The sequence below is a fragment of the Neobacillus novalis NBRC 102450 genome (assembly GCF_001591805.1).
Lineage (GTDB): Bacteria > Bacillota > Bacilli > Bacillales > Cytobacillaceae > Neobacillus > Neobacillus novalis.
The window spans coordinates 1-15814 of record NZ_BCVP01000017.1 but is presented as its reverse complement, the minus strand read 5'-3'; the positions used below and the strand labels follow the sequence as shown (position 1 = coordinate 15814).

Below are 15814 nucleotides of genomic sequence, written 5' to 3'. Positions count from 1 at the left end.
TTTCCTAGAAGTGGTCAGGATGAGCATGTTCTGCCCATCCCGATATCAGTGGATGTTAGTGGGATTTGATCCACTTTTTGTGAATTTCATCGTACTTTCCGTTCTCTTTCATCTTCTTTAATGCGCTATTAATGGCGTCGACTAATTCTTTATTTCCTTTTTTAACCGCAATTCCGTAAGGTTCATCTGTAAAAGTACCACCGACCAACTCATAGTTTGAATCTTGGTCAGCCATTCCGTAGAGAATAGAGTCATCCGTTGTTAAGGCATCGCCCTGACCAGCTTTAAGTGCTGTAAAGGCTTCCGTATAGTTTTCGAATTCTAATACCGTCGTGTCTGGAGCTTTTTGACGGATATTTATCGCTGATGTTGAGCCTTTAACGGCAAGAACCTTCGTACCCTTTTTCAAATCTTCAAGTCCTTTGATTGCGCTTCCCTTTTTGACAAGCAGTGATTGTCCAGCATCAAAGTAAACATCTGAGAAATCAACTTCTTTTTTGCGTTCCTCAGAAATCGTCATTGTTGCGACGATTGCATCAATATCGCCATTGTTTAACATTGGGATACGGGTTTTAGAAGTAACTTCTTTAAACTCTACCTTTTTAGCGTCACCAAGAAGGTCTTTTGCCAGCTCTTTTGAAATATCAATATCAAAACCTTCTACGTCTCCAGTGGATGGGTTTTTAAGTCCAAATAATCTTGTATCATATTTTACACCGATAACAATTTTGTCTTTTGATTTAATTTGCTCTAAGGCATTTTTTGCTGCTGTTCCTGATGTTTCCTTATCCCCTTTGCCGCATGCTGAAAGCAGCATGGAAGCCGATAATAAAAGAACTCCCGCGATCTTACTTGTTTTACTCTTAAACATAGTATTCCCCCTAAAGTTTAATGATTTAATATACGGCTGAGAAATAGGCGTGCCCTTTCTTCTTTTGGATTCGCGTAAAAATCAGCCGGTTTTCCCTGTTCAAGAATTTGTCCGTGGTCCATAAAGATGATGCGATCTGCAACTTCTCTGGCAAATCCCATTTCATGGGTAACGACCACCATCGTCATCCCTTCTTTTGCTAACGCCTTCATAACATCGAGTACTTCACCAATCATTTCCGGATCCAGAGCAGATGTAGGTTCATCAAACAGCATAATTTCAGGTTTCATGGCAAGGCCTCTTGCAATCGCAACCCTTTGCTGCTGGCCCCCTGATAACTGAGATGGGTAGGAGTCTGCTTTTTCTGGTATACCCACTTTTTCAAGATAATACCTTGCTACTTTCTCTGCTTCCTCTTTCGATTGCTTTAATACCTTCATGGGTGCCGTCGTAATGTTTTCAAGAACGGTTTTATGCGGATATAAGTAAAAATGCTGAAATACCATCCCAATATTTCGCCTTAACTGATTGATATCCGTTTTTTTGTCATTCACTTTCAAATCGTTAACGGTTAATTCCCCGTCAGTGATGGTTTCCAGACGGTTTATACAGCGAAGCATCGTACTTTTCCCCGATCCAGAAGGTCCGATCACAACGACTACTTCCCCTTTATTAATTTCTAGATTAATATTTTTGAGCACATGGAAGTCCCCAAAATATTTGTTAACAGTATCAAACCGAATCATCCCAAACCTCCTCCCTGTTGTTTATTTACTATGTATGCGGCCTGTCTGATTGTCATCCATCAGCATTTTTCGATTTTTTCGAATTGACAAATAATTAACAGGTATATAAACATACTACATTTAATTTGCCTTTTAGTAAATGATAATTCGGAAATTTGCAAATATTTCCGTTTATTTAATGCCTTTTTGTTGATTTTGAAAAAAAAAAAAAAGACCAGTCCCTCGCTGCTTATAAAAGCAGTGGAGGACTGATCTTTTTTTATGTTTATTATGCTAGAACTGCGGAAAAGCTTTTTGCAACTTCTGCAACTTTTGCTAAACCATCTGCAACAATGGTTTCAGCTTGTGCTGGCATTGCAGCATGACCTTCGATAATGACTTCATCAACGATTTCCATCCCGAATACGCCGCCAACAACGTTTTTGATGTAGCTTGCAGCCATTTCCATTGGTGCTGCTTCTGGTGTGGAGTAAATACCGCCACGCGCACTTAGAATAACGGCTTTTTTATCCGTCATTAAGCTGACCATTTGGCCATTTTCGTCATATTTAAAGGTGAAACCGGCTGCGTATACATAATCGATGAACGTTTGTAATTTAGCAGGGATTGTTAAGTTCCATAGTGGGAAGGCAAAGACAACAACGTCGGCTGCTTGTAAGGCATCCATCGCTTTTTGTTTAGCTGCTAAAATACGTTGTTCAACATCTGTCAGCTCTTCACCTGATTGCATTTTGCCAAAAGCATTGAATAAATCCTGACCAAAGTAAGGCATATCTTCTGCAAACACATCGTAAGTTGTTACGTTCACGCCTTCTAGGTTCTCCATGAAAGTTTCATACATTTTACTTGATACAGCTTCTGAAGCTGGACGATTATTTGCTTTTACTACTAAAATGTTCATTATATAAAAACTCTCCTTTTGCTATCTTTGATGTAAGTATCTCGAATTCATAATATCTGATATATGGCTTTCCGTCAACCGAAATGATTTTGGAAGGAATGGAGGGAATTTCCTGCAAAATTAAGGAATTACCACATTATTATTGGGAATAAAAGCATTGATGATGAATATATATAATATCACTCATTTTTTAAGATAGGGTGATAGTTTTGGAATTAGAAGAAGTACAGTACAACGGGAAGCTTTATACAGTTATTCACAAGTATACGTCCGGCTATTGGGAAATTAGAGAAAACGGCAGCAAATTTAATATTGAATTAGTGCATGAATCTGAAGTAAAAAACGTTACGGATTAGAGAATAGCACAGTATAACGTGGGTTATGTGACCGTTCCTTCGAAAAAACCGCTCGAACGGGCACAAAAATTGGGACGAAGCATCTCGTCCCTAGTTTCTAAAAATATCCTCTAATATTAAAGCGGCTGCGCCCATTATGGTTGATTTTTCTTTTAGGCTGCCTGGGATGATGGATAGGTCTTTTTGAAATACTTCGATGGCGCGATTCCTAGCGATGCTGGCTGATAGTTCAATCATTTTTTCATATTTCTCTGGAAGTTTCCCGCCAATAATAATCATGTCTGGATTAAAATAATTAATCACGTTTGTTAGGCCAATCCCTAGATAGTTAGCTGCCTCTTCGACCACTTCTATCGTAAACGGATCTTTCGAGTCAATTGCTTCTAATATGTTTGAAAACGAAATTTGTTCAATAGCGGGATAATGATAACTCGTTTTATAACCTTGCTGTAATCCTTCTTTCACCTTCTTCACAACGGCTAGGCCGGAGGCTTTTAATTCCAAGCACCCGTAATTTCCACAATTACAGAGGGGGCCAAAGCTATCGATGGTACAGTGGCCGATTTCACCAATCCCAAACCCTTTATTATTAATCAGCGTTCCATTTAAGATCACGCCGCTGCCGATCCCTTCACCGACAAACAGGTAGACTAGATTTTCTGCCTCTCTCCCTGCTCCAAACCACTTTTCCCCCAATGCTGATAGATTGGCGTCTTTTTCAATTTTGATGGGAATTTGAAGTTCTTTTTCTAAAATTTCCTTTAAGGGAACCTGTCTCCAAAGGGGTAAATTGGGTGGCGATATGACCTCACCTGTTATCGAGTTAATCGGCCCTGGGATAGAAACCCCAATCCCTACAATTTTTTGATAGTCAATACCTTCCTGCTCAATTAGCTCCCTTATTCCTTTTTTAATAATCTCGATATATTCATCCGGTCCTTTTATGATTGGAGAATCCAGGCATAATTCGCTAACCAGTACGGTATTAAAGGTAAATAGACCAAACCTTACCTTTTCATCAACGGTTATATCGATCCCCATTACGTACAAGGCTTCCGAATTCAATTCATAAAGAATCGGCTTTCTTCCGCCACTTGAGAGACCTTCGCCGCATTCCTTAATCATGCCATTCTTGATTAAATCATTGATAATATTTGAAATCGCCGCAAACGTTAATTTTGTCTCCTCAGCAAGTTCAGCCTTTGTAATCCGGCCCTTTTTTCGGATAAAATCAAGGACTTTTATTGAATTCATCTTTTTAGTGAGGTTTTGCTCCACATATTCCTTCATAATAAATACCCCGCATAACAAATTATGTACATGAATTAATTTTATTTAAAAAATCATATAACTAAAAATCCTGCACCAATTACCCCAGCTTTTTTATCCAGCATGGGAGGCTCAATGATTAGATGATTTTTCATGCTTGGAAATAATAAATCTGCTGTTTTCTCTCTTAACTGTGGCAATAACCAACTTCCGGACTGCATCACTCCTCCACCCAACACAAAGATGGAAGGGTTAAATGTATGCATAAGGTTGGCAATACCAATGGAAAGATACGATATTACCTCGTCTACGATATTAATTGCCACCTCATCCCCATCCATTGCCAATTGAAATACTTCCTTGGCACCGCCGTGAATTCCTAAGCGGTTTTTCCCTTCTCTTGCAATTGCCGTTCCAGATGCGAGTGCTTCTAAGGAACCAGTGTTTAGGTTAGAAACCGTTGGACCACTCTCACGGATAATCATGTTTCCTATTTCGCCTGCATTTCCCTGTTCTCCGACAAAAAGTTTTCCGTCAATGACAATGCCTGCTCCGATTCCAGTACTTACAGTAATGTAAATAACACTTTTCTTCCCGAATCCGGCTCCGGCTCTTGCCTCTGCGAGGGCGGCCACATTGGCATCGTTTTCTAAATAGATTGGAATTTCCTTTATTTCGCTTTGAATCATCTCAACAATCGAACATTGATGCAGCGTTTTTAAATTTGGCGGATCAAGGATTAGACCTTTTACTTGATTGATAGGGCCTGGTGAACCGATTCCAATCCCTTGAATCTGTCGGTCTTCCTTTACCGTCTTAATCATCGTGATCATATTTTGAATAATGTAATCTCTATCTCTATCGGCTTCTGTTTTACGATTACACTCTTTTAAAATTTGACCCAGTTCATTAATCAGCGCTACCCGAATATTCGTCCCGCCCAAATCAACACCAACTGCTAAGCGCTCCTCTTTCTCACTCTTCCGCATCCTCCATACACCTCATTTTATCTTTCATACTTCTAAGACCACAAACCATAAAGATTTTACAACCAGAATGCCATAGGAGCAGTTGACCCCCTACGACATTCGTGGTCAGTTACTGCGATTTTATTTTTTCAAAATCTAATCTCTTAATCTCTTGCTAGTAATACAATCAGTTGATTCGCATCGGCAGAGAGGACCCCTTTTGCCTTAGAAGAAATCCGGTCCTGTAAACCTTTATTATTAAGGTGCTTTAAGAAATCTTCCAGATGCTTGATTGCCTGATCCTTATGATCCTTTTTGAAATGATCTAGCGATGTGGTTAAACTGTTGTTCAATTGTACAGCCATTGGTCCTGTTAAGTCTTTGGACTGTTTAAATTGTTCCATTAGCTCATACACAGCCTGATAGCTATTGGTTACATCATCATAGCCTAGGAGCTCAAGCTCTGCTAAAGTAGTAACCTCCGCTCCAGCATTTTCTGTTATTTCGAGCTTATACTGTGAATACTTCCCTGGATGTTGAATCGTAAAGGCCCTCGTATATTGACGCCATTGGAACGTTTCATTTTTTCTTTGATCAAGGACGCTCCAACTCTTCCCATCATTTGAACCTTTTAATACCCAAGATTTTGGATCCTCATTCTGTGAAGCTTTTGAAGAAGTCAACGTATACATTTTTACGTTTTGTTTGCCTTCCTTAAATTGATACACAATCGATGGGGTTTTACTCTTCATAGATAATTGAGTGTTTGATGTGTTATCAAACAATAATTGTCCATTTCCCTCATCACTTACAGTTACAGCTCCTTTTTCCGCTGCAATTAAACGATCTGTTACATCACGTAATGGCAGTGGAGACAATGATGTCCCATCTGTAGACCCCGGAGTAATCGATTGTAAAATATCCTGATCTCCGCTGCCCCATTTGGATGGCTTGGATCCCATTTCAAAATCAATTACGGCACCATTGGCGATATCCGCATGTAATATGGAGGTTTTAGCATAGGCTTTTCCATTTACTTTCATACTTTGCACATATTTGTTTTCCTTGCTATTGTTAGGAGCGTTTATAACAATTGATTTTCCATTTTCCAAATGGATGGTTGCCTTCTTAAATAACGGTGCACCAATCGCATATTCAGGTGTACCCATTTTAAGCGGATAGAATCCCATTGCGCTTAAGATATACCAGGCGGACATTTCACCGTTATCCTCATCCCCGGAATATCCTTGGCCGATTGCACTGCCAATGTAAAGTCGATTAAGGGCTTCACGGACTTTTTCCTGTGTCTTCCATGGCTGTCCAGCGTAATCATACATGTAGGCGATATGATGGGACGGCTGATTGCTATGGCCATACATCCCCATTCTGACATCTCTTGCCTCTCTCATTTCATGGATTGTCCCGCCATATGAGCCAGGAAACAATCCTGTTTCTGATGTGCTAAAGAATTGATCAAGCTTAGTCGCCAGCCCCTCTTTTCCACCGTAGAGATTGGCTAGCCCCTGACCGTCTTGTGGTACATGGAACGCCATATTCCAGCCATTTGTTTCTGTATAATCGGACCCCCAAACGGCAGGATTGAAGTTATCCGGTGTTGATCTCCATGCCCCATTTGCTGTTCTGCCATTAAAAAATTCAATGGATGGATTGAACATATGCACATAGTTTTGCGCACGATTCAGGAAGTACTGATAATCTGCAGCATAGTTAGCATAGTAGGGATCACTCTTGTCGCCCTTTTCTTTTAGAGCCTTTGCCAAATTAGCGATACCGAAGTCGTTAATATAGCCATCCATTGCCCATGCTAATCCTTCACCCGTTGAAGTATTGGTATATCCATCAAATATCGAAGTTGTTAGCCCTTTTCGGCCTGTGCCGGCATTAGGACTGACAGCCTCTGCATTTCGAATCGCCGATTGGTAAAAGCTCTGGACATCAAAATTCGTTACCCCTTTAAGATAAGCATCCGCAAAGGCGACATCCGAACTCGTACCCGGCATTAAGTTTGCAAATCCTGGTGAAGACCACCGTGCTATCCAGCCGCCATCTCTGTATTGCTGGACAAATCCATCAATCAGTTCACCAGCAAATGTTGGTGTTAATAAAGAATAGGCGGGCCATGCTGTTCTGTAAGTGTCCCAGAAGCCGTTATTGACATACGTTTTTCCGTCGACGATTTTTGCACCAGTTGTTGTCGCTGTATCTTGGCCAGTTGCCGCTGAATACGGACTTGCATATTTATAGACTGGGTCAGTTGTCGTTCCGACATTTTCAAAGGCAGAATTCGGATACAAGAACAAGCGGTATAAATTAGAATAAAGCGTAACGAGCTGATCCTCCGATGCTCCTTCTACTTCGATGATGCCCAACTTTTTATTCCACTCTGTTTTCGCTTTTTCTTTTAGTCCCTCAAACGTATCATTCAATCCGATTTCCTGTTCGAGATTTTTCTTTGCTTGCTCGACACTAATTAAGGATGTTGCAATTTTCATAGTGACAACTTTGTCTTCATCTTTAGAAGTATCGAATCGGACATATCCTGTGACATTGTTTCTACTTTCACCTGTTAATTTGCCACTTTTAATAACAGGCTTATCAAATGCTGCGTAGACGAACAAGCGCGTTGCTCCTGTAGAGAGGCCGCTTTTCACATCAGAATAGCCGGTGATCTCTCCTGATTTAGCATCGATTGTAAGGCCTCCATTATTGTTAACATTATCAAAAATGAGGTTAGATGTGGCACCTGTAAAAGTAAACTTAAACATAGCTGCATGGTCTGTTGGAGTCATTTCCGTACGAATCCCATTTTCAAATTTCACGCTGTAATAGTGTGGCTGGGCAATTTCATTCGCATGGTTAAATTCTAATGCACGTGAATCACGATTTGCATTTGGTGTAGCTGCCGTCGAAGCGGATGGCATCACTTGGAATGTCTGACGATCCCCCATCCAAGGGCTTGGTTCATGGCTGACAGAAAAAGCTTGGATTTGTGGGAGATTATTGACACTGTTGCTTTCATGATATTGATAAATCCAACTAGATCCTGCATTAGTAGTTGGTGTCCAAAAGTTAAATCCATGCGGAATCGCCACGGCTGGGAAGTTATTTCCACGAGAAAATGATCCGTTCGATTGTGTCCCGCGAAGGATATTTACATAGTCAATTGGAGAACCAAATGCTTTCTGAACAGGTTTTCCATCAATTTTAATATCATCGATGCTTCCTCTAAAGGCTCCAGGGCCTTTTGGATTATCGTAGGCTACTAGAATCCTTTTTATGGTTTTACCTGCCGCAACAGAACCAATAGTAGATTTAATTGTGTTCCATTGGTTTACGTATAAGTATTTTGAATCACCTTGGTCTTTCGGATTAAGTCCTACACCATACTGGTCTACTGCTTTAAGATCATGAAGGTAGGTTCCATCTGAAAAGGCAAGGTCCACAGAGACATATGTGCTTGAATAGTCATTATGATTTTTATCTGTAAATTCTGGGGCAATAAAATACGAAAGCTCTGTTGCTGGGGTAACAAGGATGTCGACATCATAAAGCTTGTTGTAAGAATAAGCCCTTCCGTCTGAAAGATGTGTACCTGAATAATTAAGGGCACCTAATCCGGTCCAGCCCACATTTGTTTTAGCGGTATAAGAACTAGTTGGGCCTTTTCCTATTAGCGACTTCATATCTCCCGGCGGTGGTGCTGGAACTTCAATTCCGTCTGATAAAGAAATTTCCGCTAACTGGGTAATACTGTCACCAGCATTTTTCGTAATGTCCAATTTGTAATACAAGTACTTTGTAGTATTTTTTAAATCATACATATTTCGTTGGAAGCGATCTTTAAAATCTTCCCCTTCTCGTGTATCGACGGCTGTCCAATTCGTTCCATCTAAGGAACCGTATAATGTCCAGTTTTTTGGATCCCTTCCTTTAGCGTCATTAGCAGATGTTAAGGCATATTTGACAACGGCCACTGGTTCAGCCAGCTTAAGGACGATGTTAGCAGTCGGTTCAAATGCTAACCATTTTGTTGTCGGGTCCCCATCGATCAACTTAGAATCGATTTCATTCGGGGGATTGTTTGCACTCGCTGTTACTTGAACAACTTTATCGGTAATATCGCCAAGGATTAAATCCCGCTTAACATTCCCATCAATTCCTGAGGACATTTTCTTTCCGTTAGCATCTGTCTCCACTGTATTAGTCCAAGTGAGTTGCAGATCGGATTTTTCAAACGAGCTAAAGAAATCCGTTTTCGATGCTGAAGTGGAATCAGACGATGCTGCCAATACAGATGGTTTTTGCATAACAGGGACACTGGTCAGAACTGCGAGGGATACAATACTCGAAATGATCTTTTGGATCGCTCTTTTTTTCATTCGATAGCCTCCTTCTAAATCTTTTTAAATTAAGTTGAAAAAGTTTTCAGATTGCGGGAACACAATCACCTCCTTTATGCATTTGATATAATAATTGATGACATGTTACCCCTTGACCGATCCCGCTAATAAACCTTTGACAAAGTATTTTCCTAAAAAGATATAAACGATTAAGGTTGGCAGGGCAGCAAGAAGGGCACCGGCCATTTGTACATTCCATTGCACAATCTGGCTTCCGGAAAGATTTTGTAAAGCGACCATAATCGGTTGCTGGTCAGAAGTCGTGATGGTTACCGCAAACAAGAATTCATTCCAAATATTAGTGAATTGCCAAATTGCGACCACGACAAATCCCGTAATCGACAGGGGCAGCATGATATAGCGAAACACCCGTAAAAAACCTGCACCATCAATCTTGGCCGATTCTAGCATTTCATCAGGAATATTGGCATAAAAGTTTCGAAACATTAAGGTGGTAATTGGAATCCCGTAAACTACATGGACAAAAACAAGTCCGGGTATGGTGTTATACAAACCAATTTCACGGAGGAATTGAATCATTGGAATTAAGATACTTTGATACGGAATAAACATCCCAAATAGGATGAGCGTGAAAATCGTGTTGGAACCTTTAAACTTCCACTTCGACAACACATACCCATTTAGTGAGCCCAATAATGCTGACAGCAATGTCGCCGGTATGACAAGGTAAAAGGAATTTAATAGATTGGGAGTCAATTTCGTAAAGGCCGTTGCATAACTGCTAAAATCTAGGACCGACGGCAGCTTCCACATATCACTCAAGGTAACTTGGTCCAATGGTTTTAAGCTCGTAACAACCATGACATAAACAGGCATGAGGAAAAATAAGCTCAGTCCAATTAATACAAGATATAACAACGGTTTGCTTATGCTTTTCAGGGCCATTATGACTCCCCCTTTCTACTTGAAATGAGATATGGCACAATAAAAATGGCGACAAACAGCAGCATGATGATCGCAATCGCGGCACCATTTGCATAGTAATTACCGCGGAATGTTGTTTCAAACATATAAACACCCGGAACATCGGTCACAAAATTCGCTCCTGGCCCGGTCATCGCATAAATCAAATCAAATATTTTGAGAGAAATGTGAGCCATGATAATAATGACGCTGACCGTAATCGGCCTTAGTAATGGAATGATTACTTTTCGATAGACTTTAAACTCCGAAGCGCCGTCGATTCTGGCTGCTTCCTTCAACTCTTCCGGAATCGCGCGCAGCCCCGCCAAATACATCGCTAACGAAAAACCCGTCATTTGCCATACAGCGGCAATGACGACGGCAATAATTGCCACCGGAATACCGAACTCAATTTTTCCCCATTTAAAGCCGGCTAGGATATCGGTATTCGTGTACCACATCGAATCGAGCCCGAACTTTTTCAAAAATAAATTAACACCGGTTGATGGATTTAACAGCCATTGCCAAACAACCCCCGTTACAACGAACGATAAGGCCATCGGAAAAAAGAAAATGTTTCTAAAAAGCGATTCCCCGCGAATCTTTTGATCTAGAAAAATAGCTAACGCTTGTCCCGCCAAGACAACTACGGCGATAAACAGGACCGTAAATACTAAGGTGTTCCGCAAATCTGCTTGGAAACGGTAGTCTTGGAATAAATAAGCATAGTTTTTTAAACCGGCAAAGGAAAAGTCGGGCACTAACGTATTCCAGTTACTCATGCTGACATAACCTGTCCAGCCAATAAATCCGTAAACAAATACAGCAATCAGCACAATCGAGGGCAGGATGAAACAAAGGGCTAGTAAATGGTCCGTTGTTAGCTTCCGATTCCGTTTGGCTTTTGTTTCAGGCAAGACCGCAGACCTTTTCTCTGTTCGGTTTAGCTCCATCTTTAAAACCCCTAACTTGATTTATGTATGAAAAAGAAGGAAGCTGGTCCTCCTTCTTTTTCTTAACTTCTTTATTTTTTCAAATCAGAAGATGCCGCTACTAAAGAGTCAATAAATTGATCAACATCCTTTTGCGTGACAAAGATGTTAATTGCTTGGTTGACCTTCGTTAGGAAGCCTTCTGGCGCTGCAGAACCGTGAGCCAAACTTGGAGCTAACTTGGCATCTTTAAAGTCAGCGATCGTTTGCTTACCGTATTCATCATATTTAGCCGGATCGGCATCAATCCGGGCAGGAATCGATCCTTTCAATGGGTTGAAGGCATCTTGCCCTTCAACAGACCCTAGGACAGACAAGAATTTCTTTACATCATCTGGATTTTTAACCCCTTTTGGCAATCCAAATGTATCGGTAATAACTAAAAAGTCTCCTTCCGTACCTGGAGTGGTGATAAATCCAAAATCTTCATTCGTCTTTAATTTTAAATCATTAACAAAATAGCCCTTTGCCCAATCACCCATGACATTCATTGCTGCTTCACCCTTGCCGACCATTTGCGAGGCATCCTGCCAGTTACGGGAACTGTGGTCCGCATTCACATAATCGAGCATTTTCTTAAAGGTTTTCGTTGCTTCGACTACACCTGGATCATTTAGCGGGAGGTCACCAGACCAAAGTTTAATGTATTTTTCCGTGCCAATTGTTCCAACGAGGATATCCTCAAATAGCATCGTTGCCGTCCATGGCTCTTTATCGCCCAATGATAATGGCGTAATTCCTTTCGCTTTCAGCTTATCGGCTACAGCAAAAAACTCATCGAATGTTTTCGGCGGAGTTAAGCCATTGTCAGCAAAGACTTTCTTGTTATACCAAATGACATTCCCACGGTGAATATTCACCGGTACAGAGTAAATATTTCCATCCTTACTTACCATATCGATTAAAGATTGCGGGAATTTATCTTTCCAGCCTTCTTTATCATATAAATCATTGAGCGGCTCCATTTTACCTGCAGCAACCCAGCCTGCATTTAACTCAGCACCACCGTGAACTTGGAATGTCGCTGGAGGATCATTCCCCTGCATCCTGCTGGCAAGAACTGCTTTTGCGTTCGTTCCAGCACCACCTGCTACAGCAGCATTTTCAACAGGAACATTCGGATATTTTTCTTTAAAAAGCTTGATTAATGCCTTCAGTCCATCCTCTTCACCGGCCCCTGTCCACCAGCTAAAGATCTCTAATTTCGCCGCTTTTTTGTCGTCTTTATCTTTAGTAGAAGTTGAGCTGGAACAACCTGAAATGATAAATGAGAATACTAGTAACAATGAAACTAGCGATAGCCATCTTTTCTTCATTTCTATTTCCCCCAATTTTTTATTTTAATTTTCGAAGCGCTTACAATGATTCTTGTTGAAAATATCCACTCCCCCCTATTTTCCTAAATAATAATATGTAATACCTAGAGGACTTCTTAAAATCACTTTAATAAGATGTAACTTAAGCGTATTATATTCAGAAATATCTGTCTACCAAATTCCTTCCCCATAATTCCTCATTTTTTGACAATAAGGGACATGGGGCTCCTTATCCCACTTTGGGTGCCTGCCCCCGCGTCCGTCATATAGTATCGTCGCATCTGGATCCAATTCATCCCATGATTAATAGGTTGCAGGTGGTTCAGTAATAGGTTCTAACTTTTTAATATCCCTGACTTTCATTTCAATAAAACCACTTTAATCGACCTCAACTAGTGGATGATTTGATGCAATAAATCAGTATAAACTCAATTAAAATTCTTCCTAAACGGTAATTTTCCTTTTAATTTTTTAGTGTACGCTTTAAGTGGGAGAATTCATGGTACTTAAAAAGTTTAAACAATTATAGTAAATTAGTCCCACCTATAGTAAAATTAAGGAAACGTAGTAAGGGGTTAACAAGGGATACTGAAGGGAGGAAGTATTGTTCTGTACTGGTTGTGGAACACAAGTATTTAAGAATGAGCAAAGCATTTTTGCCCTATGTACGGCAAAACCATTGCTTATAAAATTTGCGTAATGATTTAAGTTTATTCTTAGTACTATAAAATCATTCAAAATATTAAAGATGGAGAGAATTTATGCGTAAATTTTTTTTCATGACTGTTATCCTGCCTTTTCTTTTATTAACTGCCTGCGGACAGTCAGCAGAATACAAAAAAAGTATTAAAAATGGCGAAAATGCTATTTCAGACAAAAAGTATCAAAAAGCAGTGGAGGCTTTTGCTATAGCAGTTAAAGAGGACCCTAATGATGAAGTGGCAAAGAAAGAACTTGAATATTCTAAGAGCCTATTAAAATTCGAGAAACAGGCTAAAGATCAACTTAATGAATCGAATCAAAAAATTGGAGATTTAAATGATCAAATTACTAATCTAAAAGGAAGAACTAGCGAGGAACTTGAAAATCAATTAGCAACTGCTCAATCAACTCTTTCAGAGAAGGATAAAAAGATAGGGGAGCTTGAAGGTGAGCTCAGTTCTTTAAGGGAATTTAAGAAGCAGATTGATCAAGAAAACGCTCAAAAAGCAGAGCAATTGGCACAAAAACAGGAAACCCGCAATAATCCAGTTCAGATAAAAATTACTTCCTTCACAGAGAATACTTCATTTGAAGTAGTTGAAGGAGAATTGAAAAATATTAGTGACATATCATTAAAGTTTGTGCAGATAAGGGTATTATTTAAAGATGATAATGGAAATATAATTGACTCAAAAGAAACATATGGTCAATCATCTACACTATTGGCAAATGCTATGACCAAATTTTCAGCAAGGGTAAAAAAAGATCCAAGGATTACTAATGCAACTGCCGAGATCATCGATTTTAGAACAGAATAGGTTAAGGGTGTAGGAAAAAGAGGTTCAGTCCCCAGCTGCGGAAAAGTGGCGGAGGACAGGACCTCTTTTTAAAAAGTAACCATTTTCTCCTACGTAAACAAAAAATGAATGTCTAGAACTTTCTTCAAAATAGGGATTTTATTAAGGTTCCACGTTGGTCGTTACACCGGACATTTGCATTGTGATGATTTGCAAAGTTTCCTCTATTAAACTTATTTCTTCGAAAAATGATTTTACCTCCTCTATGAATGTCCTTATGTTAAAACGTCTGCCCAAGATTATGTTCGTTAGTAGCAGGTAGTTAAGGAAAATCTCTAAATAATATCTGCTAAGTTGTTACATCCCTAGAACATTAAGGAATGCATGCGGTGTTAATCGCGAAATAAGAATATTGGAAGCCTACTAGTACTTAGCTTCGCACTTATAATTAATTGGGACGAGTTGACTGTCCCCGCGTCCTATTATTTACAAAATATTGTTTTTGCTCTAAAATTCGACAAAATATGCTAAAATTCAAAGAAGACAAAGGAAGAGTTTAAATTCTAGCTGGAAAATGTGCCGTTTGTGCCGATTTGATTGATTGAGATAAATTGGGTAGTTCAAAAGGGGGGGAGAATCAATGATGTTAAGTATCAATATGGAATCGTTGCGGAAAATACCTAAGATTGTCATCGCTTTGTGCGTTGTATTAACGATCAGCCCAGGTTTTTTGGCGAGGTTAGATATGTTTTATATTGATGATATGGTTTGGTTTTTATTGCTGTTTCCATGCTTTATTTTTTCCTATTATTTAGGATTTGCAGGCGGACTCTTTGCGGCGATGACCGTTAATATCTACCACTTGTTTTGGTTACTTTATGAAAAGTACCTACAAATGGCCGAATTAGTTAACCAAGAACTATCTCTTCATTTCGGTGTTGCCATCGTCACTTTTTTATGTTCAATTGGTGTAGGATTATTATCGGAAAAATTAACAGAAAAACAATTACAGTTACAAAGTTTGAATCGAAAATTGCAAAAAATAGCCTTGTATGATTCGCTAACGGGCCTTCCCAACCGACATTACTTTATGGAAAAGTTATCGGCCTCTTTACAAGGAGAGCAATCTGTTTCCCTTATGTTCATTGATTTGGACGGATTTAAACAGGTGAATGATACGTATGGTCACGAAGAGGGAGATCATGTATTAAAAGAAGTAGCCAACCGATTAAAACGGTTCCGAAATGATGTTACCTTTGTAAGCCGCCTTGGCGGTGATGAGTTTATTGTCATGTTATTGGAGACCGATAAAGAAGAGGCTACCGAAATTGCGGCGGACATTTTAAGGGAATTACAGCTTGAGGTCAATGATTTGTTGATTTCTGCCAGCATCGGTATCGCCTTCGCGAAACACGGCGATACCCCTTCATCCTTATTAAAAAGTGCTGATACAGCGATGTATAAAGTGAAATCATCAGGAAAGAATGCTGTTGGTGGTGGCAGTCACGACTAGCGATAGTTGAAGATTGACCTCGCCCCATGTATAAATCC

The 15814-nt window shown here is 39.8% G+C and carries 12 protein-coding genes; 3 read left to right on the top strand and 9 right to left on the bottom strand.

What is annotated here, in order from left to right; translation table 11 throughout:
* Nucleotides 1-55: 55 nt before the first annotated feature.
* The 3 genes from BANVL01_RS14790 to BANVL01_RS14780 form a co-directional block, all read right to left on the bottom strand.
* Nucleotides 56-871, bottom strand: coding sequence for a transporter substrate-binding domain-containing protein (locus BANVL01_RS14790; protein WP_066092552.1), 816 nt, complete (start codon nucleotides 869-871; stop codon nucleotides 56-58).
* Between the two features lie 17 nt (nucleotides 872-888).
* Nucleotides 889-1617: an amino acid ABC transporter ATP-binding protein gene (locus BANVL01_RS14785; protein WP_066092555.1), complete on the bottom strand. Its 729-nt coding sequence runs from the start codon at nucleotides 1615-1617 to the stop codon at nucleotides 889-891.
* 268 nt (nucleotides 1618-1885) lie between these two features.
* On the bottom strand, nucleotides 1886-2518 hold the full coding sequence (locus BANVL01_RS14780; protein ID WP_066092557.1) for an FMN-dependent NADH-azoreductase: 633 nt from the start codon (nucleotides 2516-2518) through the stop codon (nucleotides 1886-1888).
* 209 nt (nucleotides 2519-2727) lie between these two features.
* Here BANVL01_RS14780 and BANVL01_RS27290 point away from each other — a divergent pair, with 209 nt between their 5' ends.
* Complete coding sequence (locus BANVL01_RS27290) at nucleotides 2728-2874, top strand: hypothetical protein (RefSeq protein ID WP_156482303.1); 147 nt, start codon at nucleotides 2728-2730, stop codon at nucleotides 2872-2874.
* Nucleotides 2875-2964: 90 nt separating this feature from the next.
* On the opposite strand, the gene BANVL01_RS14775 is transcribed toward BANVL01_RS27290, so the two are convergent.
* The 6 genes from BANVL01_RS14775 to BANVL01_RS14750 form a co-directional block, all read right to left on the bottom strand.
* Nucleotides 2965-4164, bottom strand: coding sequence for an ROK family transcriptional regulator (locus BANVL01_RS14775; RefSeq protein ID WP_066092560.1), 1200 nt, complete (start codon nucleotides 4162-4164; stop codon nucleotides 2965-2967).
* A gap of 53 nt (nucleotides 4165-4217) precedes the next feature.
* Complete coding sequence (locus BANVL01_RS14770) at nucleotides 4218-5132, bottom strand: ROK family protein (RefSeq protein ID WP_066092562.1); 915 nt, start codon at nucleotides 5130-5132, stop codon at nucleotides 4218-4220.
* A gap of 143 nt (nucleotides 5133-5275) precedes the next feature.
* Nucleotides 5276-9511, bottom strand: a complete 4236-nt coding sequence (locus BANVL01_RS14765; protein WP_066092565.1) for a GH92 family glycosyl hydrolase — start codon at nucleotides 9509-9511, stop codon at nucleotides 5276-5278.
* A gap of 105 nt (nucleotides 9512-9616) precedes the next feature.
* On the bottom strand, nucleotides 9617-10438 hold the full coding sequence (locus BANVL01_RS14760) for a carbohydrate ABC transporter permease (RefSeq protein WP_066092569.1): 822 nt from the start codon (nucleotides 10436-10438) through the stop codon (nucleotides 9617-9619).
* On the bottom strand, nucleotides 10438-11409 hold the full coding sequence (locus BANVL01_RS14755; RefSeq protein ID WP_066092572.1) for a carbohydrate ABC transporter permease: 972 nt from the start codon (nucleotides 11407-11409) through the stop codon (nucleotides 10438-10440). Before BANVL01_RS14755 ends, BANVL01_RS14760 begins: the two co-directional genes overlap by 1 nt.
* 71 nt (nucleotides 11410-11480) lie before the next feature.
* Nucleotides 11481-12764, bottom strand: coding sequence for an ABC transporter substrate-binding protein (locus BANVL01_RS14750; RefSeq protein ID WP_066092573.1), 1284 nt, complete (start codon nucleotides 12762-12764; stop codon nucleotides 11481-11483).
* Between the two features lie 761 nt (nucleotides 12765-13525).
* On the opposite strand from BANVL01_RS14750, the gene BANVL01_RS14745 reads away from it, so the two are divergent.
* Together BANVL01_RS14745 and BANVL01_RS14740 are read left to right on the top strand one after the other, a co-directional pair.
* A complete protein-coding gene (locus BANVL01_RS14745; protein WP_066092576.1) occupies nucleotides 13526-14284 on the top strand; it encodes an FxLYD domain-containing protein in 759 nt (252 codons plus the stop codon).
* Between the two features lie 619 nt (nucleotides 14285-14903).
* Complete coding sequence (locus tag BANVL01_RS14740) at nucleotides 14904-15776, top strand: GGDEF domain-containing protein (protein ID WP_066092579.1); 873 nt, start codon at nucleotides 14904-14906, stop codon at nucleotides 15774-15776.
* Nucleotides 15777-15814: the final 38 nt, after the last annotated feature.

Bases quoted from the DNA above. Each gene is read 5' to 3' on its own strand.
- BANVL01_RS14790 (WP_066092552.1), bottom strand. From the start codon at position 871: ATGTTTAAGAGTAAAACAAGTAAGATCGCGGGAGTTCTTTTATTATCG.
- BANVL01_RS14785 (WP_066092555.1), bottom strand. From the start codon at position 1,617: ATGATTCGGTTTGATACTGTTAACAAATATTTTGGGGACTTCCATGTG.
- BANVL01_RS14780 (WP_066092557.1), bottom strand. From the start codon at position 2,518: ATGAACATTTTAGTAGTAAAAGCAAATAATCGTCCAGCTTCAGAAGCT.
- BANVL01_RS14775 (WP_066092560.1), bottom strand. From the start codon at position 4,164: ATGAAGGAATATGTGGAGCAAAACCTCACTAAAAAGATGAATTCAATA.
- BANVL01_RS14770 (WP_066092562.1), bottom strand. From the start codon at position 5,132: ATGCGGAAGAGTGAGAAAGAGGAGCGCTTAGCAGTTGGTGTTGATTTG.
- BANVL01_RS14765 (WP_066092565.1), bottom strand. From the start codon at position 9,511: ATGAAAAAAAGAGCGATCCAAAAGATCATTTCGAGTATTGTATCCCTC.
- BANVL01_RS14760 (WP_066092569.1), bottom strand. From the start codon at position 10,438: ATGGCCCTGAAAAGCATAAGCAAACCGTTGTTATATCTTGTATTAATT.
- BANVL01_RS14755 (WP_066092572.1), bottom strand. From the start codon at position 11,409: ATGGAGCTAAACCGAACAGAGAAAAGGTCTGCGGTCTTGCCTGAAACA.
- BANVL01_RS14750 (WP_066092573.1), bottom strand. From the start codon at position 12,764: ATGAAGAAAAGATGGCTATCGCTAGTTTCATTGTTACTAGTATTCTCA.
- BANVL01_RS14745 (WP_066092576.1), top strand. From the start codon at position 13,526: ATGCGTAAATTTTTTTTCATGACTGTTATCCTGCCTTTTCTTTTATTA.
- BANVL01_RS14740 (WP_066092579.1), top strand. From the start codon at position 14,904: ATGATGTTAAGTATCAATATGGAATCGTTGCGGAAAATACCTAAGATT.